At 70.7% G+C, this 17,307-nt stretch carries 10 protein-coding genes and 1 pseudogene; 6 read left to right on the forward strand and 5 right to left on the reverse strand.

The window, feature by feature from the left end; translation table 11 throughout:
* Positions 1 to 59: 59 nt before the first annotated feature.
* Genes ACIBO1_RS10760 through ACIBO1_RS10775 form a run of 4 tightly spaced genes read right to left on the reverse strand, consistent with a single transcriptional unit; the run spans position 60 to position 7,536 of the window.
* Positions 60 to 1,316, reverse strand: a complete 1,257-nt coding sequence (locus tag ACIBO1_RS10760) for an MFS transporter (RefSeq protein WP_396743874.1) — start codon at positions 1,314 to 1,316, stop codon at positions 60 to 62.
* A gap of 10 nt (positions 1,317 to 1,326) precedes the next feature.
* Positions 1,327 to 2,901, reverse strand: a complete 1,575-nt coding sequence (locus ACIBO1_RS10765) for a B12-binding domain-containing radical SAM protein (RefSeq protein WP_396743877.1) — start codon at positions 2,899 to 2,901, stop codon at positions 1,327 to 1,329.
* 14 nt (positions 2,902 to 2,915) lie between these two features.
* Positions 2,916 to 4,469: a B12-binding domain-containing radical SAM protein gene (locus tag ACIBO1_RS10770; protein WP_396743880.1), complete on the reverse strand. Its 1,554-nt coding sequence runs from the start codon at positions 4,467 to 4,469 to the stop codon at positions 2,916 to 2,918.
* Positions 4,470 to 4,497: 28 nt separating this feature from the next.
* Positions 4,498 to 7,536 (reverse strand): amino acid adenylation domain-containing protein, encoded by a 3,039-nt coding sequence (locus ACIBO1_RS10775; protein WP_396743883.1) that lies wholly within the window; start codon positions 7,534 to 7,536, stop codon positions 4,498 to 4,500.
* A 415-nt stretch (positions 7,537 to 7,951) separates the two neighbouring features.
* Here ACIBO1_RS10775 and ACIBO1_RS10780 point away from each other — a divergent pair, with 415 nt between their 5' ends.
* The 5 genes from ACIBO1_RS10780 to ACIBO1_RS10800 all read left to right on the forward strand — a co-directional run bounded on the left by ACIBO1_RS10780 (position 7,952) and on the right by ACIBO1_RS10800 (position 13,236).
* Complete coding sequence (locus ACIBO1_RS10780) at positions 7,952 to 8,719, forward strand: basic amino acid ABC transporter substrate-binding protein (protein ID WP_396743886.1); 768 nt, start codon at positions 7,952 to 7,954, stop codon at positions 8,717 to 8,719.
* Positions 8,716 to 9,510 carry an amino acid ABC transporter permease gene (locus ACIBO1_RS10785; RefSeq protein ID WP_350697934.1) on the forward strand — a complete coding sequence of 265 codons (795 nt, stop codon included), beginning with the start codon at positions 8,716 to 8,718 and terminating at the stop codon, positions 9,508 to 9,510. The genes ACIBO1_RS10780 and ACIBO1_RS10785 overlap by 4 nt, the downstream gene beginning before the upstream one ends.
* A 6-nt stretch (positions 9,511 to 9,516) precedes the next feature.
* Entirely contained in the window at positions 9,517 to 10,338 is an 822-nt protein-coding gene (locus tag ACIBO1_RS10790) for an amino acid ABC transporter ATP-binding protein (RefSeq protein ID WP_396743890.1), read from the forward strand.
* Between the two features lie 126 nt (positions 10,339 to 10,464).
* Positions 10,465 to 11,997, forward strand: a complete 1,533-nt coding sequence (locus ACIBO1_RS10795) for an acyl-CoA carboxylase subunit beta (RefSeq protein ID WP_396743893.1) — start codon at positions 10,465 to 10,467, stop codon at positions 11,995 to 11,997.
* Positions 11,998 to 12,081: 84 nt separating this feature from the next.
* A complete protein-coding gene (locus ACIBO1_RS10800) occupies positions 12,082 to 13,236 on the forward strand; it encodes an acyl-CoA dehydrogenase family protein (protein WP_396743896.1) in 1,155 nt (384 codons plus the stop codon).
* Positions 13,237 to 13,290: 54 nt separating this feature from the next.
* Here ACIBO1_RS10800 and ACIBO1_RS10805 read toward each other — a convergent pair whose 3' ends face one another.
* Complete coding sequence (locus ACIBO1_RS10805; RefSeq protein WP_396743899.1) at positions 13,291 to 14,592, reverse strand: hypothetical protein; 1,302 nt, start codon at positions 14,590 to 14,592, stop codon at positions 13,291 to 13,293.
* A gap of 153 nt (positions 14,593 to 14,745) precedes the next feature.
* Here ACIBO1_RS10805 and ACIBO1_RS10810 point away from each other — a divergent pair.
* A pseudogene (locus tag ACIBO1_RS10810) lies at positions 14,746 to 17,205 on the forward strand (ATP-binding protein); the annotation flags it as partial.
* Positions 17,206 to 17,307: the final 102 nt, after the last annotated feature.

A 17,307-nucleotide genomic window follows, 5' to 3' on the forward strand; every position in this document is an offset into this window, starting at 1 on the left:
CCCTCGCTGCTGCTGCGGATTCCGGCCCGGTGGTGCCCGGCGACTGGTGGCTCAGCCGGTCACGGTGCGCTGCCGACGCTGGCCGGGGCATCGACGCGACTCAGCGTATCCCGCACCCACAAGATGGCCGCGAGCGCGACGAGCGCGGCCACCGGCGACAGCAGACGCGCCTCGGCGGGGCCGAACCAACCCAGGACCGCACCGGCCACCAGGGTGCCCACCGCACTGCCGACCGCCATCATCGTCGCGGCCAACGCGAACGACTCGTTGATCACCGTCTTGGGCACCAGCGTGCCGAGCAACCCGAACTCCTCGGCGCTCAGCGCCGCCAACGGCAGGCCGGCGAGGAACAGGCAGACCGCGAGCACCGGGATCGAGGTGGCGAAGACCAGCGGGATCATGCAGGCCAGCGCCACCGCCAGCAGCACGAGGTAGCGGTGCACCGGTCGGCGGGTGTGCTGTCGGGCGCCGTAGACCAGCCCGCCGAGGACGCTGGCCGCCGGGGGTAGCGACAGCAGCGCCACGCCGGTGGCCGCCGTGCTGCCCAGCGCCGACACGGTGGCCGGCACCGCGACCTCCAGGACGGCGAAGGCCGCGGCGGCGGCACCGGCGGCGACCAGGATCGCCACCACGCCCGGGATCCGCCACGGCCGTCGGGTACGCCCGGGGTCCTCGCCGGTCGTCGCGTCGGACTCCGCCGACCCGTCCGGCTTGCGCAGCGTGGCGACGGCCGGGGCGCTGGCGTAGAGCAGCGAGCCGACCACCAGCATGCCGCCGGCCAGCAGGGTGGTGGCGAGCGCGCTGAAGACACCGGTGAACAGGCCGGTCGCCGCCGGCCCGATCACGAAGAACACCTCGATCAGCACCGCTTCCAGGGCGTTGGCGGTGTTCAGCTTCGGCCCGGGCGGCAGGATCAGGGCCCAGGCCGCCCGGACGGTCGAGCCGACCGGTGCCATGGTGAGCGCCACCGGCACCACCGACGAGATCAGCAGCCAGCCGGGCCCCTGGTTCGCGGCGACGAACCCGACCAGTGCCACCGCGTGCAGCAACGCCAGCACCGGCAGCACCCGGCGCAGCCCGTGACGGTCGATCAGCCGGCCGTGCACCGGCCAGGCGACCGCCAGGGCACCGGAGAACAGGGCGAGCGCGGTCGCGCCGGCCGAGTAGGACCCCGTCTTCTCACTGACGTGCAGGAAGATCGCGAGTGGCTCGATCGCCACCGGCAGCCGGGCGAGCATCGCGGGCAGCATCACCCTGGGTACGCCGGGGGTACGCCAGAGTTCGACGTACCGCCCGACGGCGTCAACCAGCGACACAGGCGTCCAATCAGGCCACCGGGGTGGCGTCGGCACCGGCCCGCGGCCGGTAGATCCCGTCGTACTGGTCGATCAGCGACCCGTTCAGCGCCTCGGTGAGCCGGAGCCGCTGCTCGAACAACTCGTAGTACGACAGGTGCTTGGACGGCATCGGCGAGAGGTAGACGCTGATCACCTCCGGGTTCTGTTCGATGTCGAAGGCGAGCCGGTCCGCCTTCTTACGGAAGTCGGCGGTGCCGGGCAGCAGCGTCCGGTTGAACACGTTGAAGTAGTTGGTCGCCTCGGGACTGGCCTCGACCAGCCGGTCCTTGAGTTCGAGGCACCGGTCCAGATACATGTCGATCATCGATTGGTCATCGTCGTCGTGCCCGATCAGCATGTTGAACGTCAGATATCGGACTCCCAGGTCCAGCATGGACGTGATGATCCGCATCTGCTCCTGGAACGGACGCAGCTTACGGAACTTCTGGGTGGGCTCGTCACCGAGGTATTCCAACGGGATCTGGACCCGATAACAACCGACCCACCGGTCGCCGCTGGTGTCGTTCCAGAACAGCGTCTCCATCAGTTCCCGGTCCACCTCGCCCAGGTCCAGGAACTTGCCGAATTCGAGCCCGTTGGCGAACTCCCAGGAGAACTCGTACTCCCGGGCGATCCGGAAGATCTCCAGCGTGTCCTCGCGGCCGGAGTCGTGCAGCAGCGTGCCCCGACCGGACCGCTGGATCCGGGAGAGCGTGTTGTCCTCCTGGAAGAGGATGTTCGAGATGCCGACCGACCGGAAGTGGTCGAAGTGCCGGCGCACCACGTCCGGCTTCATGTAGCGGTAGTGCCCGCGCATCGGGGTCGCGCAGAACGAGCAGGTCCGGTAACAACCGCGCGAGGTCTCGAAGCAGGTGAACGGCGCCCGTACGGTCATCGGCGGCTGGCCCTCGCCGGTGTCGTCATAGATGGACAGGTCGTCGATCAGGTCCAGTGCCATCGGCGGCAGTTCGGCCAGGTTGAGCTGGGGGCCGCCCATGATGACGATGCCGTCGCCGACCCGGCGGCTCAGCACCGACTTCTCGATCGGCTTGCCGGTGGCCCGGGCCTGGATCACCCGGGCGAAGGTCTGCTCGCCTTCGAGCTGGATCACCACGTCGAAGCCGTTGGCGAGGTACCACTCGGGCCGGGCGGTGACGTCCATCCCGCCGCCCACGATCAGCGCGTCCGGGTTGGCCTTCTTGAGGAACTTGGCGAAGTCGGTCACCACCCGGGCCGAGTTGGTGAAGTTGTTCGAGATGCCGATGACGTCGGCGGCCCGGGCGTCGTCGGCGTAGTTCTCGAAGGCGCCGCCGTAGCGGATGCAGTCGATGGTGCGGGGCCCGTACGCGAACGAGGCGTAGTGCTCGGGCTCACCGGCGTCGACCTGGGTGTCGACGATCCGGAACTCCGCGTCGACACCCCACTCCCGCAGGTAGGCCCGTGCTCCGGCGGCCAACGTGACGAGAGCGCTCTTGGGGTTGCGTACCCGCACCGGGCTGATCGTGGTCTCCTCGTCCCGGAACGACTGCCCCGGGTACGGGGCGTAGAAGAGGGTGACGCGCATGGCCGGACCTCCCGTCAACCCGCGTAGATGCCGTCGTAGAGACGGTGCATCTCGCGATCGTTGAGCATGTTCGTCATTTCGAGACGCTTCTGATAGATGTCCCAGTAGGTGAAGTGATCGGTGTTGATGGCCGACAGGAAGATCCCGATCACCTCGGGGTTCTCGTCGATGTCGAACTGGAGCAGCGAGCGCAGCGTGACCCAGTCGCGGGCACCCGGCAGCAGCGACAGGTTGAACACGTTGAAGTACGGCTTGTACTTGCCCTGTCCGACCGAGGTCAGCTCCTCCTTCAACCGCATGCAGTAGTCGGTGAAGATGTCGATGCCCTCGCGGTCGTGCTCCGGGTAACCGATGAACAGGTCGTACGTCTGGTGGCCGACGCCGTGGTCGGTGAGCATGGTGGCCAGCACGTTCACCTGCTCGTCGAAGCCGAGCAGCTTGGGGAACCGGCGCTTCTTGACGTTCATGTTGTCCAGCGGGATCTGCACCCGGTAGCAGCCGATCCACCGGCCGTCGACGGTCTCGCTGCCCAGCAGCGCGTCGGCGAGTTCGTGGTCGAAGCTGCCGTTCTGCATGAACTTGCCGAACTCGATGCCGTTGGCGAACTCCCAGGCGAAGCCGTACTCGCGGAACATCCGGAACATGGCGAGGACGTCCTCGCGCCCGGAGTCGTACAGGTAGCGGCCGGCGCCGTTCTGCTGGATCCGGGAGAGCGGGTTGTCCTCCTGCCAGACGATCGTCTTGATGCCGTACTCCTGGAAGACCCGGAGGTGCTTCTCCATCATCGGCAGGCTCATGTAGCGGTAGCCGCCCCGCGACGGCGCGGTGCAGAACGAGCACCGCCACGCGCATCCTCGGGACGTCTCCCAGCAGATGAAGTTGCCCTGCACGCCCTCGGGCGGCGGCCCCTCGGCGGTGTCGTCGTAGATGGACAGGTCGGGGATGAGGTCCAGCGCCATCGGCTCGATCGAGTCCATCGGCACGGTCTCGGACGAGTCGACCTTGTTGGGGATCAGTCGGCCCGGCAGCGAGATGTTCGGCACCGTGGACAGGTCCTGCTTGCGGTAGACCGCGTCCACCAGCCGCGCGAAGGTCAGCTCACCCTCCCCGCGCACCACCGCGTCGGCGCCCCGGGCCAGGTAGTACTGCGGGCGGGCGGTGCAGTCGACGCCGCCCACCACGACGATCGCCTTGGGATTGATCCGCTTGATGTGCAGCGCCAGGTCGGCCACGATCTGCGCGCTGTTGGTGAAGTTGCAGGTGATGCCGTGCACGTCCGCCGCGCGGATCTTCTCGTCGGCCTCCTCGAACGGGGTGCCGTACCGGTAGCAGTCCATGATCCGCGGGCCGTACGGGAGCGACTTGTACTTCACCCGCTGCCCGCCGAGCTGGAGATCGATGATCTCGATGTCGCAGGAGTAGCCGAAGTGCGGCGCGTACGCCCGCAGCCCGGCGGCGATCGTGGTCAGTGCGCTCTTCGGGTTGTGCGGCCGTTCGGTGTTGATCGGCTCGCTCTCGCCCTGGAAGATCTGCGAGGGGTAGGGAGCGTAGTAGAGATTGACCTTCATGGCGTCTCCTGGACCCGTTGGTCGCGGTTCACTGAGCTGTCCCGCTGGACAGATGAGGACGGCCCACCGCTGCGTGGTACGTCCGGTTGAGACGGTCGATCATCACGTCGATCTCCCTGTCCCGGCTGGTGCCCCAGTCGAGGCCGAGTCCCCGAGCCAGCCGGGTAGCCAGGGGTGTCTCGGTGCCGACCAGGGCGTCGTGGACCACCTCGGCCAGTGGCTCGGCCTCCGCTGCGGTGCGGGGACGCAGGACGGCGAGGCAGCGCGCCACCTCGTCGTCGCCGACCGCGTCGGCGGCCCGGTCGAGGAACTCGTCGTAGCGGATCTCCGGCAGTGGTCGGTCCTCGACGCGTAGCCGGGCCAACAGGTCGGCCACGGCCACGGAGGCGGGTGCCACCACGTTCAGCACGCCCTCGGCGGGCGTGGGGCGGTGCGGGTCGGCGAGCGCGGCCACCATCCGGGCCACCACGTCGACCGGCGTCCAGTCCACCCGCAGCCCGGTCGACGGGCGTACGCCGAGCCGCAGGCAGAGCCGCAGGATCATCGTCACCGACGAGCGCGGGTTGGCGTGGCCGGTGCGGGAGTGCGCCGCCACCTCCCCGAGTCGGACGACGGCGCCGGGTACGCCCTGCGCGGTGGCGCCCCGGACGAGCTGCTCGGCGACCCACTTGGACTGGCTGTAGCCGTCGACCGGCGGTGCCGAGGTGAGCGCGAGGAACGACTCGGCCAACGGCGTACCGGGGGTGCTCCGGACCGTGGTGGTGGAGAGCGTGACCAGCCGTTTGCGGAGCTGCGTGCCGGCGAGGTCGACGAGCGTCCGCAGCCCGTGCACGTTGGTGTCGCGCAGATCGAGGTAGTCGCGGAGGGTGTCCACCCGGCCCGCCGCGTCCACGATCGTGCCGACCTCCCGGCTCAGCCGTCGCCAGTCGTCACCGGAGAGACCGAGCTGCGGTCGGGCCAGGTCACCGGCGAGCGCGGACCAGCGGTGGACCGCAGCCGATCCGCCGGTCGCGGCCAGCGCGGCGGCCACCCGACGCGAGGCGGCCTGGTCGTCGGCGGCCCGGACCAGGCAGACCACCGGCCGGTCACCGTGGGCCAGCAGCGCCGCGAGCACCTGTGCGCCGACGAAGCCGGTCGCCCCGAGCAGGAGGATCGTGCCGGGGTCCTCGGCCGGTCGCGGCGGTGCGATGCCCAGGTCGCCGAGCCTGGCGTCCCGGGCCAACTCGGGCGGCACGGCGGTGGTCGCCGGCAGCGACCGGCCGCCCCGGACCAGCTCCGCCTGGGCCGCGACGGTGGAGGCCCGGACCAGGTCGCGGGCGGCGAGCCGCACCCCGAACGTCCGCTCCAGGTCGACCGCGAGTCGGGCGGCGCCGAGCGAGGTCCCACCGAGGCAGTAGAAGTCCTCGTCGTACGCGGCGAAGCCGAGCACCCGGGCCCAGATCTGGGCGATCCGCGCCTCGACGCTCCCCGCCGGGTAGGCCGGGCCGGGCTCGCCGGTGCCCACCGGACCGTCGGCGAGGTGCCCGCGCAGGCGCTGCTGGTCCACCTTGCCGTTGGTGAGCAGCGGCAGGCTGTCGAGACGCACGAACCGGCCCGGCACCAGCTCACCGGGCAGACCGGCGCGGGCGTGCTCGCGCAGCGTCTCCTCCCCGACCTCCCCGTCCGCGGAGTAGAAGCAGACCAGCGTGGCCGTGGCGCCGGTCTCGTCCACGAGCACCTTCACCTGCCGCAGGCCGGGCAGCGTGGCGATGGTGCACTCGATCTCGCCGAGGTCGACGCGTACCCCGGCGATCTGGACCTGGGCGTCCCGTCGCCCGGTGAACATCAGCAGTCCGTCGTGGCGTACCCAGCCGAAGTCGCCGGTCCGGTAGAGCAGGTCACCGGGGACCCCGGCGTACCGGTTCGGCACGAAGACCTGGCGGGTGCGGGCGGCGTCGCCGTGGTAGCCCGCGCCGAGACACACACCCGCGAGATGGATCTGGCCGACCTCGCCGCGCGGGGTGGGCGCGCCGTGTTCGTCCAGGAGCAGCACGGACGTGTTGGGCAGCGGCAGGCCGAGCGGGATGACCTGGCGGTCGTCGTCGCCGACGGCGTGGAAGACCGAGCCGATCGAGGCTTCGGTGGGTCCGTAGGTGTTGGTCACCCGCATGTCCGGGAACATCCGCCGGAACGCCTGCACGGCCGGCGGCTTGGCGGCCTCGCCGCCGATGAAGACCTGCCGCATCGACGAGAGCAGGTGCCGGTCCTGCGGCCGGCTCCGCAGGCGCTCGACGAGCAGGTCGAAGATGCTCGGCACGAAGTCGGTCATGGTGACCCGGTGCCGGTGGATCTGCGCCAGCGTGGCGTCGAAGTCGAGGATGCCGGTGCGGTCGGGGATGACGACGGTGGCGCCACGGGTCAGCGGCCACAGCAGTTGCCAGATCGACGAGTCGAAGGTGTGCGCGGAGTTCTGGAGCACCACGGCGCCGTCGGCGGCGAACCTCTCGGTCATCGACAGGAAGCGGTTCACCAGGCCCCGGTGCAGGTTGACCGCGCACTTGGGCAGGCCGGTGGAGCCGCTGGTGAAGAACGCGTAGATCGGGTCGTCGGGTCGCGGCCGGGAGGCGACGACGGGTCCGGCGACCGCGTCCGGCTCCGTCCGTACGCCGATCACCGGCCGGCCGGTGGACGGCGGTGGCGTGCCGACGACCGCCCGGGGAGCGAGGTCGTCGAGCATTCGTAGCTGCCGCTGGGACGGCCAGGCCCGGTCGAACGGCACGAAGGCGGCGCCCGACCGCATGGTGCCGAGCATCGCGACGAGTTGTTCGACGCGGTCGTCGAGCAGCAGGGCGACGAAGTCTCCCCGGCGTGCGCCGTGGGCGAGCAGGTCGGCGGCGACCGCGTCGGCCAGCCGGTCGACGTCGCGGTAGGTCAGCGTGCCGGTGGGATGGACGACCGCCTCGGCGTCCGGGTGACGCCGTACGGCCTCGTCGACGAGGTCGACCACGGTCCGGTGGATCTGACGTGGCCGGGTGGGTCCTGTGAGGAGAGCGCCGACCTCAGCGGGATCGCGGTGGACGCGCTCCATTCCGAGAATCGTCAAAGCGCAGCTGAGGATGCCATTGAGGGCACCTCCCCCGAGGTGTGCTTCCGCGCGGCCGGCGGTGTCCGCCGACGGCGCGAGTGGTAGGTCTCCATTGACCCGGGTCGGACCCTAACGGCGGCCTCGCACACCTGTCAACGCATTGACAGGCGTGCGTCTCGCCAGGGGTGGAAAGGGCAGGTGGGAGGCTTCGGGGAAATTGTCCGGCGGCGATGGGATGTCCCTTCTGTCCGTTGCGTCCTGCGAGACGGAAAACCGATCCTTCGACGTCTGTCAGCGGACATCTGGATCAGGTACCGTGCGCTTCCACGGCCGTGGCTTCCGGCCAGCGGGGACGAACCGAAGGGACACCGCGTTGACTGTGCAGAGCCCGGTCCGAAAGGTTTGCCTGGTAGTGGCGGTGGCCGCTCTCGTCGCGACGGCGGGATGCGCCAAGGAGGACAAGAGCGAGGTCCAGGCCAGCGGCGTCAAACTCATCGAAAAGGGCAAGCTGACCGTTTGCACACATCTGCCGTATCCGCCGTTCCAGTCCAAGGACGCGGCCGGCGAGGTGATCGGCTTCGACGTCGACATGATCGACCTGGTCGCCCAGGAACTCGGCGTGGAACAACGGATCGTCGACACGCCGTTCGAGGGGATCAAGTCCGGCCAGGACCTGAACACCGGCAAGTGCGACGTGGCCGCCGCCGGAATGACGATCACCGAAGAGCGGCAGAAGGTGATGGACTTCTCCGCGCCCTATTTCGACGCGACCCAGGCGATGCTGGTAAAGACCGGTAAGCCGTACAAGTCGCTGGACGACCTGCGCGGCAAGAAGGTCGCGGTCCAGGCCGCCACCACCGGTCGCGACTACGCCCGTGGGCTCGCGGCGGAGAAGGGTCTCGAACTCGTCGAGTTCGAGGACCTGGCCGCCGAGCAGCAGGCCCTCGCCAACGGGCAGGTCGAGGCGGCCATCAACGACCTGCCGGTCTGGACCGAGTACATCAAGGAGAACCCGGGCGGGTTCGAGGTGGCGGCCGAGTTCGACACCGGTGAGCAGTACGGCTTCTCGGTCCGCAAGGACAACAACCCCGAGCTGCTCAAGACCATCAACGAGGTGCTCGACCGGGCCAAGCAGGACGGCACCTACGAGCGGGTCTACGAGAAGTGGATCGGCCCACGGCCGTGAAGCTGCGTCGTCGCCAGCGCGAGCGACTGTCCCTCTGGCTCCAGTACCTGGCCTTCGTGGCGGTCGTCGCGCTGGTGATCGGCAGCGCCGACTGGGGCAGGCTCGCCGACGCCTTCTTCCGCGTCGACATCATCAAGTCGATGTTCCCGACGATCATCACGGTCGCGTTGCGGAACACGATTCTCTATACGTTGGGCGCGTTCGCCTTCGGTCTCGTGTTCGGCACGCTGCTGGCGTTGATGCGGTTGTCCCGGGTGGCGCCGTACCGCTGGGTCGCGACCGCGTACATCGAGTTGTTCCGGGGGTTGCCCGCGCTGTTGGTGCTCTTCCTGGTCGGGTACGGCATCCCGATCGCCTTTCCGGAGCGGGAGATTCCCGGCGGCGTGTTCGGCTCGATCGCGATCGGTCTCGGGTTGACCGCTGCGGCGTACATGGCCGAGACCATTCGCGCCGGTATCCAGGCGGTTCCCAAGGGGCAGATGGAGGCGGCCCGTACGCTCGGCATGTCGCACTTCACCGCGATGCGCGCCATCGTCATCCCGCAGGCGTTCCGGATCGTGATTCCACCGTTGACGAACGAACTCATCCTGCTCACCAAGGATTCGTCGCTCGCCTACGTGCTCGGCGTGACCGCGCAGACCATCGAGATCACGAAATTCGGCCGGGACGCGCTCAACGACCGGGTGAACGCCACTCCGTTGCTGGTCGCCGGCTTCACCTATCTGATCATCACGTTGCCGTTGTCCCAGCTCGTACGGCGTCTCGAACTCCGTTACGCGAAAGCCCGGTGATCCGGAATGTCGAATGATCAGGCCCGGCCCGCCGTACGGATCAGTGATCTGCACAAGTCGTTCGGCTCGCTGGAGGTGCTTCGCGGTATCGACGTCGAGGTCGGTCACGGCGAGGTCGTCTGTGTCATCGGCCCGTCCGGTTCCGGTAAGTCGACGCTGCTGCGGTGCGTGAATCTGCTGGAGGAACCGACCTCCGGCCGGATCTGGGTCGGCGACGTCGAGATGACCGACCCGGACGTCGAGATCGACACGGTTCGCCGGGGCATCGGCATGGTGTTCCAGTCGTTCAATCTCTTCCCGCATCTGACCGTGTTGGACAACCTCACCATCGCCCAGCGTCGGGTGCTGCGACGCGGTCGCGCGGAGGCCGAGCGGATCGCGCGGGGCAACCTCGCGCGGGTCGGTCTGACGGACAAGGCCGAGGCGTTCCCGGCGCAGCTCTCCGGTGGGCAGCAGCAGCGGGCGGCGATCGCCCGGTCGTTGTCCATGGACCCGGAGCTGATGCTCTTCGACGAACCGACCTCCGCCCTCGATCCGGAGTTGGTCGGCGACGTGCTCACCGTGATGCGGAAGCTGGCCGAGGACGGTATGACGATGATGGTGGTGACCCACGAGATGGCGTTCGCCCGGGAGGTCGCCGACCGGGTGGTGTTCATGGACGGTGGGGTGGTGGTCGAACAGGGCCCGCCGCAGGAGGTGCTCGGCGCCCCCCGACACGAGCGGACCCGGGCGTTCCTCGCCCGGGTGCTCGACCCGACCCACGTCGCGGAACTGGGCCGGCCCGACCGGGCACCGGAGCAGCCTTCGGCTGGTGACGACGGTCGGTGACGCTTCACCGCGTGCCGGTGGCCGCCAGGTCGCCGGTGCCCCCCTCGATGCGTTAGCCTAACGATCGTTCAGGCTGGTTGACCCGTGCCGGAGTGCCGGTGTCGGGTATGGCGGCGAGGGGGCGGCGTGACGCTCGACGGTGAGGCTCTGGAGCAGCTACGCAAGCGGGTCCGCGCCGGTGGCGCGGAGAAGTACCACGCGGCGAACGCGGCCAAGGGCAAGATGTTCGCCCGGGAACGGGTCGCACTGCTGGTGGACGAGGGGTCGTTCGTCGAGGACGGGCTCTACGCGAACGCGCTCGCCGACGGCCTGCCGGCCGACGGCGTGGTCACCGGCACCGCCACCATCGACGGCCGCCAGGTCTGTCTGATGGCCAACGACTCGACGGTCAAGGCCGGCAGTTGGGGCGCGCGGACCGTCGAGAAGATCATCCGGACCATCGAGCGGGCGTACGACACCGGCGTGCCGATGGTCTATCTGGTCGACTCGGCCGGCGCCCGGATCACCGACCAGGTCGACCTGTTCCCGGGCCGACGCGGCGCAGGCAAGATCTTCTGGAACCAGGTACGCGCCTCCGGCTCGATCCCGCAGGTCTGCGCGCTGTTCGGGCCGAGCGCGGCGGGCGGTGCCTACATCCCGGCGTTCTGCGACGTGGTGGCGATGGTGGACGGCAACGCCAGCATGTATCTCGGCTCCGACCGGATGGTCGAGATGGTCACCGGCGAGAAGACCACGCTGGAGGCGATGGGCGGAGCCAAGGTGCACTGTGCCGAGTCCGGTGTGGGGCACTTCCTCTGCAAGTCCGAGGCCGAGGCGCTCGACGTGGTCAAGCGCTACCTGTCCTATCTGCCGGCCAACTGGACGCAGCGTCCGCCGGCCGCCGAGGCCGCCGAGGCGCCCGAGAAGGCGGACCTGGCCGCGCTGGTGCCGGCGAGCGAGCGCCAGGCGTTCGACATGCGGCGGTACGTCAAGGGCCTGCTCGACGACGGTTCCTTCTTCGAGATCCAGGCGCTCTGGGCCAAGGAGCTGACCATCGGCTTCGGTCGGCTGAACGGCGAGGTCGTCGGCGTGGTCGGCAACAACTCGATGTTCAAGGGCGGCGTGCTCTTCGTCGACTCGGCCGACAAGGCGACCCGCTTCGTGCAGCTCTGCGACGCGTTCAACGTGCCGCTGCTGTTCCTGAGCGACGTACCCGGCTTCATGGTCGGCAGCGCGGTGGAGAAGCAGGGCATCATCCGGCACGGCGCAAAGATGATCACCGCGATCTCCGAGGCGACCGTACCCAAGATCTGCGTGGTGGTCCGCAAGGCGTACGGTGCCGGGCTCTATGCCATGGCCGGGCCGGGCTTCGAGCCGGACGCCACGATCGCCCTGCCCACCGCGAAGATCGCGGTGATGGGGGCCGAGGCCGCGGTGAACGCCGTCTACGCCAACAAGATCGCCGCGATCGAGGACGAGGCCGAGCGGGCCGCCTTCGTCGCCGCGAAGCGCGAGGAGTACGAGCGGGACATCGACATCGTGCGGCTGGCCAGCGAACTGGTGGTCGACGCGATCGTGGAGCCGCATCAGCTCCGCGCCGAACTGGTCCGCCGGTTCACCGCGGCCCGGGGCAAGGAGCGGCACTTCTCCCGCCGTCGGCACGGCGTCACCCCCGTCTGAACCGTCGCACCGGCACCAGCCAGCACCGGCACCGCCCCCGGCGTCACGAGCGCCCGGCGGGCACGTCCGCACAGGAGGAACCCGATGGACTTCCGGCTCACCGAGGAACACGAGGCGCTGCGCGAGAGCGTGCGGGAATTCGCCCGCGAGGTGGTCGCGCCGGTCATCGCCGAGCACTACGAGCAGCACACCTTCCCGTACGAGGTGGTCCGGCAGATGGGCAAGATGGGCCTGTTCGGCCTGCCCTTCTCCGAGGAGTACGGCGGCATGGGCGGCGACTACTTCGCGCTCTGCCTGGTGTTGGAGGAACTGGCCCGGGTCGACTCCAGCGTGGCGATCACCCTGGAGGCGGCGGTCTCCCTGGGCGCGATGCCGATCTATCGGTTCGGCACCGCCGAGCAGAAGGCGCAGTGGCTACCGAAGCTGCTCAGCGGTGAGGCGCTGGCCGGCTTCGGGCTCACGGAGCCGGGTTTCGGCTCGGACGCCGGTGGCACCGAGACCCGGGCGGTGCTGGACGAGACGACCGGCGAGTGGGTGATCAACGGCTCGAAGGCGTTCATCACGAACTCCGGCACCGACATCACCGCGCTGGTAACCGTCACCGCCGTCACCGGCACCCGCCCGGACGGCGCAAAGGAACTCTCCACCATCATCGTGCCGAGCGGGACGCCGGGCTTCACCGTCGCGCCGGGCTACTCGAAGGTGGGGTGGAACGCCTCGGACACCCACGAGCTGACCTTCGACGACTGCCGGGTGCCGGCGGAGAACCTGCTCGGCGAGCGCGGGCGGGGCTTCGCCCAGTTCCTGCGGATCCTGGACGAGGGCCGGATCGCGATCGCCGCGTTGGCCGTCGGGCTCGCCCAGGGCTGCGTCGACGAGTCGGTCAAGTACGCCGCCGAGCGGCACGCCTTCGGTCAGCCGATCGGCAACTACCAGGCGATCCAGTTCAAGATCGCCGACATGGAGCTGCGGGCGTACACCGCTCGCCTGGCGTACTACGACGCGGCAGCCCGGATGTTGGCGGGTGAGCCGTTCAAGCGGCAGGCCGCCATCGCCAAGCTGCACGCCAGCACCGTCGCGGTGGACAACGCCCGGGAGGCGACCCAGATCCACGGCGGCTACGGCTTCATGAACGAGTACCCGGTGGCCCGGTTCTGGCGGGACTCCAAGATCCTGGAGATCGGCGAGGGCACCTCCGAGGTGCAACGCATGATCATCGCTCGCGACCTGGGGATGTGAACTCGCTCCGGCTCCCGCCCGACCCGAGGCGGTGAGCGCGGCCTCGGGGCCCGGTCAGCCCGACGTCAGGAGGCGACGCAGGGCCGACCGGTCCGCCGCGTGCCGCTCAGCACGGGCGATCAGGTCACGAGCGTCGACCTGTTCGCCCGCCGGCCCGATCAGGACACCCCGGACCGCCGGATGCGCCAACCGCCAGCCACGGCGCAGCAGGTTCTCCTCGACCAGCCACACCGACGCGGCGGGCGGTTCGTCCCACTCGCAGTCGCCCGGATCGTCCGACAGTTCGCTCACCGGCACATGCATGGCGGCGGCCAGCACCTCCCGGGGGCGGGTCCGGATCACCTCGATGGCCTCGACGTCGTCGACGGGCGGTCGGCCCAGCACCGCGGCCACGTCGGCCCGGACCGAACCGGCCTCCCCGGCGGCCCGGCGCAGCCACCAGCGCGGCGGGGAGTCGGCGAAGGTGTGCCAGCGGATGTAGCGCGGGTAGGGGATGTTCAACAGCCATCGGGCTAGCCGGCGGCGCTCCCGCCCGGACAACGGGGCGACCGGCACGGGATGGGCGGTCGGCACCACCGGCGGTGGCGTCCTGCCGAGGGCACGAAGTGCGTCGGCGAGCCGGGGATGCAGGGTGGCGAGCACCTGCGCCTCGTCCTCACCCCACTCGACGTCGGGCGTCCCGTATCGCAGCAGGTGCCGCCACCCGTCGTCCACGTCGCTGATCCCCACCTCGGCCGGCCGCCACCATCGGTGCTCGGGCAGCGCCGTGCTCTCCAGGAAGTCGGTGTACCCCTGCGCGACGGCGTCCGCCATCGCGAACGCCCGTGCCGCCGCATCGGCGCCCGCCGCGAGCACAGCGGCCTCGTCGGCGTCGCGCTGCACCTCGGCGGCGAAGCCGGCCAGCGTACGCCGGAACTCGGCGACCCGGCGCAGGTCCCGGCCCTCCTCGTACGTCTCGGCGCGCACCGCCTCGGCCCAGAGGCGCAGCAGGCCGACGACCAGACCGCAGTGGCGGTGGCGGAGCAGAGCCAGCCGGTGGCCGACCAACGCCCGCAGTTCGGTCGCGCCGAGGCAGTCGAGCAGTGGTAGGCCGATCAGCAGGTGTCGGCGCCGGTGTGCGACGGCCAGGTCCACCGTCGGGGTGCCGGTGAGCAGCACCCGGTCGGGCATCGGGGTACCCAGCCGATCGGCGGTCTCCGCCACCAGGCCGGAGAGTTCCGGGTGGGTACGCCGGGCCACCGGTACGCCACTGTGGCGGCCAGCCTGCGGCTGACGGCCGAGTAGTCCGGCATATCGGGCCAGCAACCAGCGGGCCTGTCGGGTGTCGAGGTCACCCGGCAACCTGTCGCGGGACATGGGCGGCATTGTGACCGTCGCTGGTTACCTCGATCAATGGCTGATCGTCCAGTGCTGTCGACCGGTCGGCCGCTGTCGGGTTTCTTCGCGGTGGGGTCGGGTGGCCGACGATCCCGTGTCCAGTGTCGGGTGTGGCCCGTAGTGTCCGTGGCCATGCCTCCGGGTCATGATCGTCGGGTCGGGCCGGTCACGCACGCCGGTCTCCCGGAACTGTTGCGGTCGCACCGCCTGGCCGCCGGCCTCACCCAGGCCGAGCTGGCGGTGCGCGCCGGCGTCGGCATCCGGACGGTTCGTGACCTGGAACGGGGACGATCCGTACGCCCCCAGCGCACCACCGTCGAACTGCTCGCCGGAGCGCTCGAACTGACCGGTGACGCCCGCGCCGCGTTCCTGACCGCCGCGCGGGGGAACGGCAACGCGAGCGCGCCGTCCCACCCGGGCCCGGCGCTGGGCCTGCCGCCTGCGCCGGACCTGATCGGCCGGGAACAGGACGTGGCCGAGCTGACCGCGATGTTGACCGATCCGCGTGGCCCCCGGGTGATCAGCCTGGTGGGGCTGGCAGGGGTCGGCAAGACGGCGCTGGCGTTGGCGGCGGTGCATGCCGTCGCACCGGCCCATCCGGGTGGCGTGGCCGGGGTGCTGATCGGTGCCGGGTCCGACGTCACCGACGTGCTGGCCGCCTCGGTGACGGTGTTCGGCGCCGCCCGGATCACCGAGCTGGCCGCCCGGCTCGGTGACCGTCGGGCCGTGCTGCTGGTGGACGCGGCGGAACGCGCGCCGGGACCGGTGGCCGCCACTCTGCACCGGCTCGTCGGCGGGGTGCCGTCGCTGCGGGTGCTGGTCACCGGCCGGCATCCGGTCGGGCTGCCGGGGGAACGGGTCCGTCCGGTGTCGCCGCTGGACGTACCGCCGCCGGGCGGGACCGACCCCGGTGCGCTGGCCACCTATCCGGCGGTCGCGTTGTTCACCGCGCGGTTGGCCCAGGTACGCCCGGAGCCGCCGTCCGACGCCGAGCTGCCGGCGCTGGCGTTGCTGGTCCGGCGGCTGGGCGGACTGCCGCTGGCGATCGAGTTGATGGCCGCGCGCGGGCGACTGCTCGACCTCACCGAGCTGCTCGACCGGTACGGCGACCGGGTGCTGGACCTGGACACCTCGGGCGCGGCACGCGGCGGGTGGGAGGCGGGCCCGAGCCGGGGAGACGACGTGCGGGCGGCCGTGGCGGAGACGCTCCGCGACGCAGTGGCCACCAGCTACCGGTTGCTGGCCGACGAGGAGCGGGCCGCGTTGCGTCGGCTGGCCGCGTTCGGCAACCGCTGGTCGGTCGAGATGGCCGAGGAGATGCTCGCGAGCACGGTGGCCGGCGCCGATCCGGTGCCGATGCTGAACCGCTTCCTCGACCTGGGGCTGCTGAGCGTACGCGGCACCGGACCGTTCCGGTTCCGGCTGGTCGACGCCGTCCGCGACTACGCGGTCGAGCAGGCGTCCGGTGCCGGTGAGTCGACCGCGATCCGGCGTCGGCAGGCCCGGGTGGTGACCCGGTTGGTGGAGCGGACCGTCCCGGCGCTCAGCGGTGCCGGTGCGACCGTCGCGGCGCACCGGCTGGACGAGGTCACCGGCGACATCAGCTCGGCGTTGGCGTACGCGGCGGTGGACGATCCGCTGACCGCGCTGCGCCTGGCGGCGGCGCTGTCCCGCTGGTGGCGGCTGCGGGGTCGGGACGTCCTGGGGCGGCAGTGGCTGCTGCGGTTGCTCGCCGATCCGCGTACCGCCGATGCCGATCCGGCGTTGCGGGCATGGGCGTCGCTCGGCGTCGCGATGCTCGCCGGTGAGCACGGCGCTGCGGGTGAGGAGTTGCCGACGGCACAGGCCGCGCTGGCGGCGTTCCGGCGTCTCGGTGACGTGCCGGGCGAGTTGGAGGCGCGGAACGTGCTGGGTGCGCTGCTGTCCGCGGCGGGTCGGCCGGGACAGGCCAGGGAGCAGGCGGAAGCGGTGCTGGCGGTGGCGACCGAGGCCGGCCTGCTCCGGCAGATGGCGATCGCGCAGCACCACCTGGCCTGGCACGAGATGCGGGTGGCCGACCTCGCTGCCGCCCGTCGTCGACTGGCCACCGTGGACCGTCTCGGTGGGCAGTGCGGGGAGCAGCGGTTGCGGGTGCTGGCCCGGGGCACGGTCGCGGAGGTGTTCCGCCTGGAGGGCCGGTACGTCGACGCGGTCGACGAGGCCCGGCGGGTCCTGGCGGCCCTGGCCGACCTGGGGGTGCCCCGGCACCGCCGTCGGGTGCTGGGCACGCTGGGTCTGGCGCTCGCCCAGGACGGCCGTGCGGCCGAGGCCGCCGAGGTGCTCGTCGAGCTGCGGCCGTTGGACGGGACCGGCGCGCTGATCGAGGGACACCTGGCCCGGCACCGGGGGGACCGGGAGGTCGCGGTGGAGTGGTTCGCCGCCGCGGCCGAGATGAACGGGGAGGACCGGGACCGGCGTCGGGTGGTGGAGGCGTTGGTCGGCCTCGCGGCGAGCACGGCGGACCCGGAGGTGCTCGATCGGCTGGACCTCGCCTGCCGCGCGGGCGGCGTCCGGCTGCTGTCGCAGGAGCAGGAGCTGTTGTACGCGTTGTCGGTCGGCCGTCGGGCGTCGGCGGTGAGCCGGACCGGCGCGGACGGTGCCGGAAAGCACGGCGGGCCGGGCTCGTGGCCCGGCCGACCGGCGGCGGAAACTGGG

Source organism: Micromonospora sp. NPDC049903 (genome assembly GCF_044460945.1).
GTDB lineage: Bacteria > Actinomycetota > Actinomycetes > Mycobacteriales > Micromonosporaceae > Micromonospora.

Excerpts from the sequence above, each read along its gene's own strand:
- ACIBO1_RS10765 (WP_396743877.1), bottom strand. The coding sequence starts at position 2,901 with ATGCGCGTCACCCTCTTCTACGCCCCGTACCCGGGGCAGTCGTTCCGG.
- ACIBO1_RS10770 (WP_396743880.1), bottom strand. The coding sequence starts at position 4,469 with ATGAAGGTCAATCTCTACTACGCTCCCTACCCCTCGCAGATCTTCCAG.
- ACIBO1_RS10775 (WP_396743883.1), bottom strand. The coding sequence starts at position 7,536 with ATGGAGCGCGTCCACCGCGATCCCGCTGAGGTCGGCGCTCTCCTCACA.
- ACIBO1_RS10790 (WP_396743890.1), top strand. The coding sequence starts at position 9,517 with ATGTCGAATGATCAGGCCCGGCCCGCCGTACGGATCAGTGATCTGCAC.
- ACIBO1_RS10800 (WP_396743896.1), top strand. The coding sequence starts at position 12,082 with ATGGACTTCCGGCTCACCGAGGAACACGAGGCGCTGCGCGAGAGCGTG.
- ACIBO1_RS10805 (WP_396743899.1), bottom strand. The coding sequence starts at position 14,592 with ATGTCCCGCGACAGGTTGCCGGGTGACCTCGACACCCGACAGGCCCGC.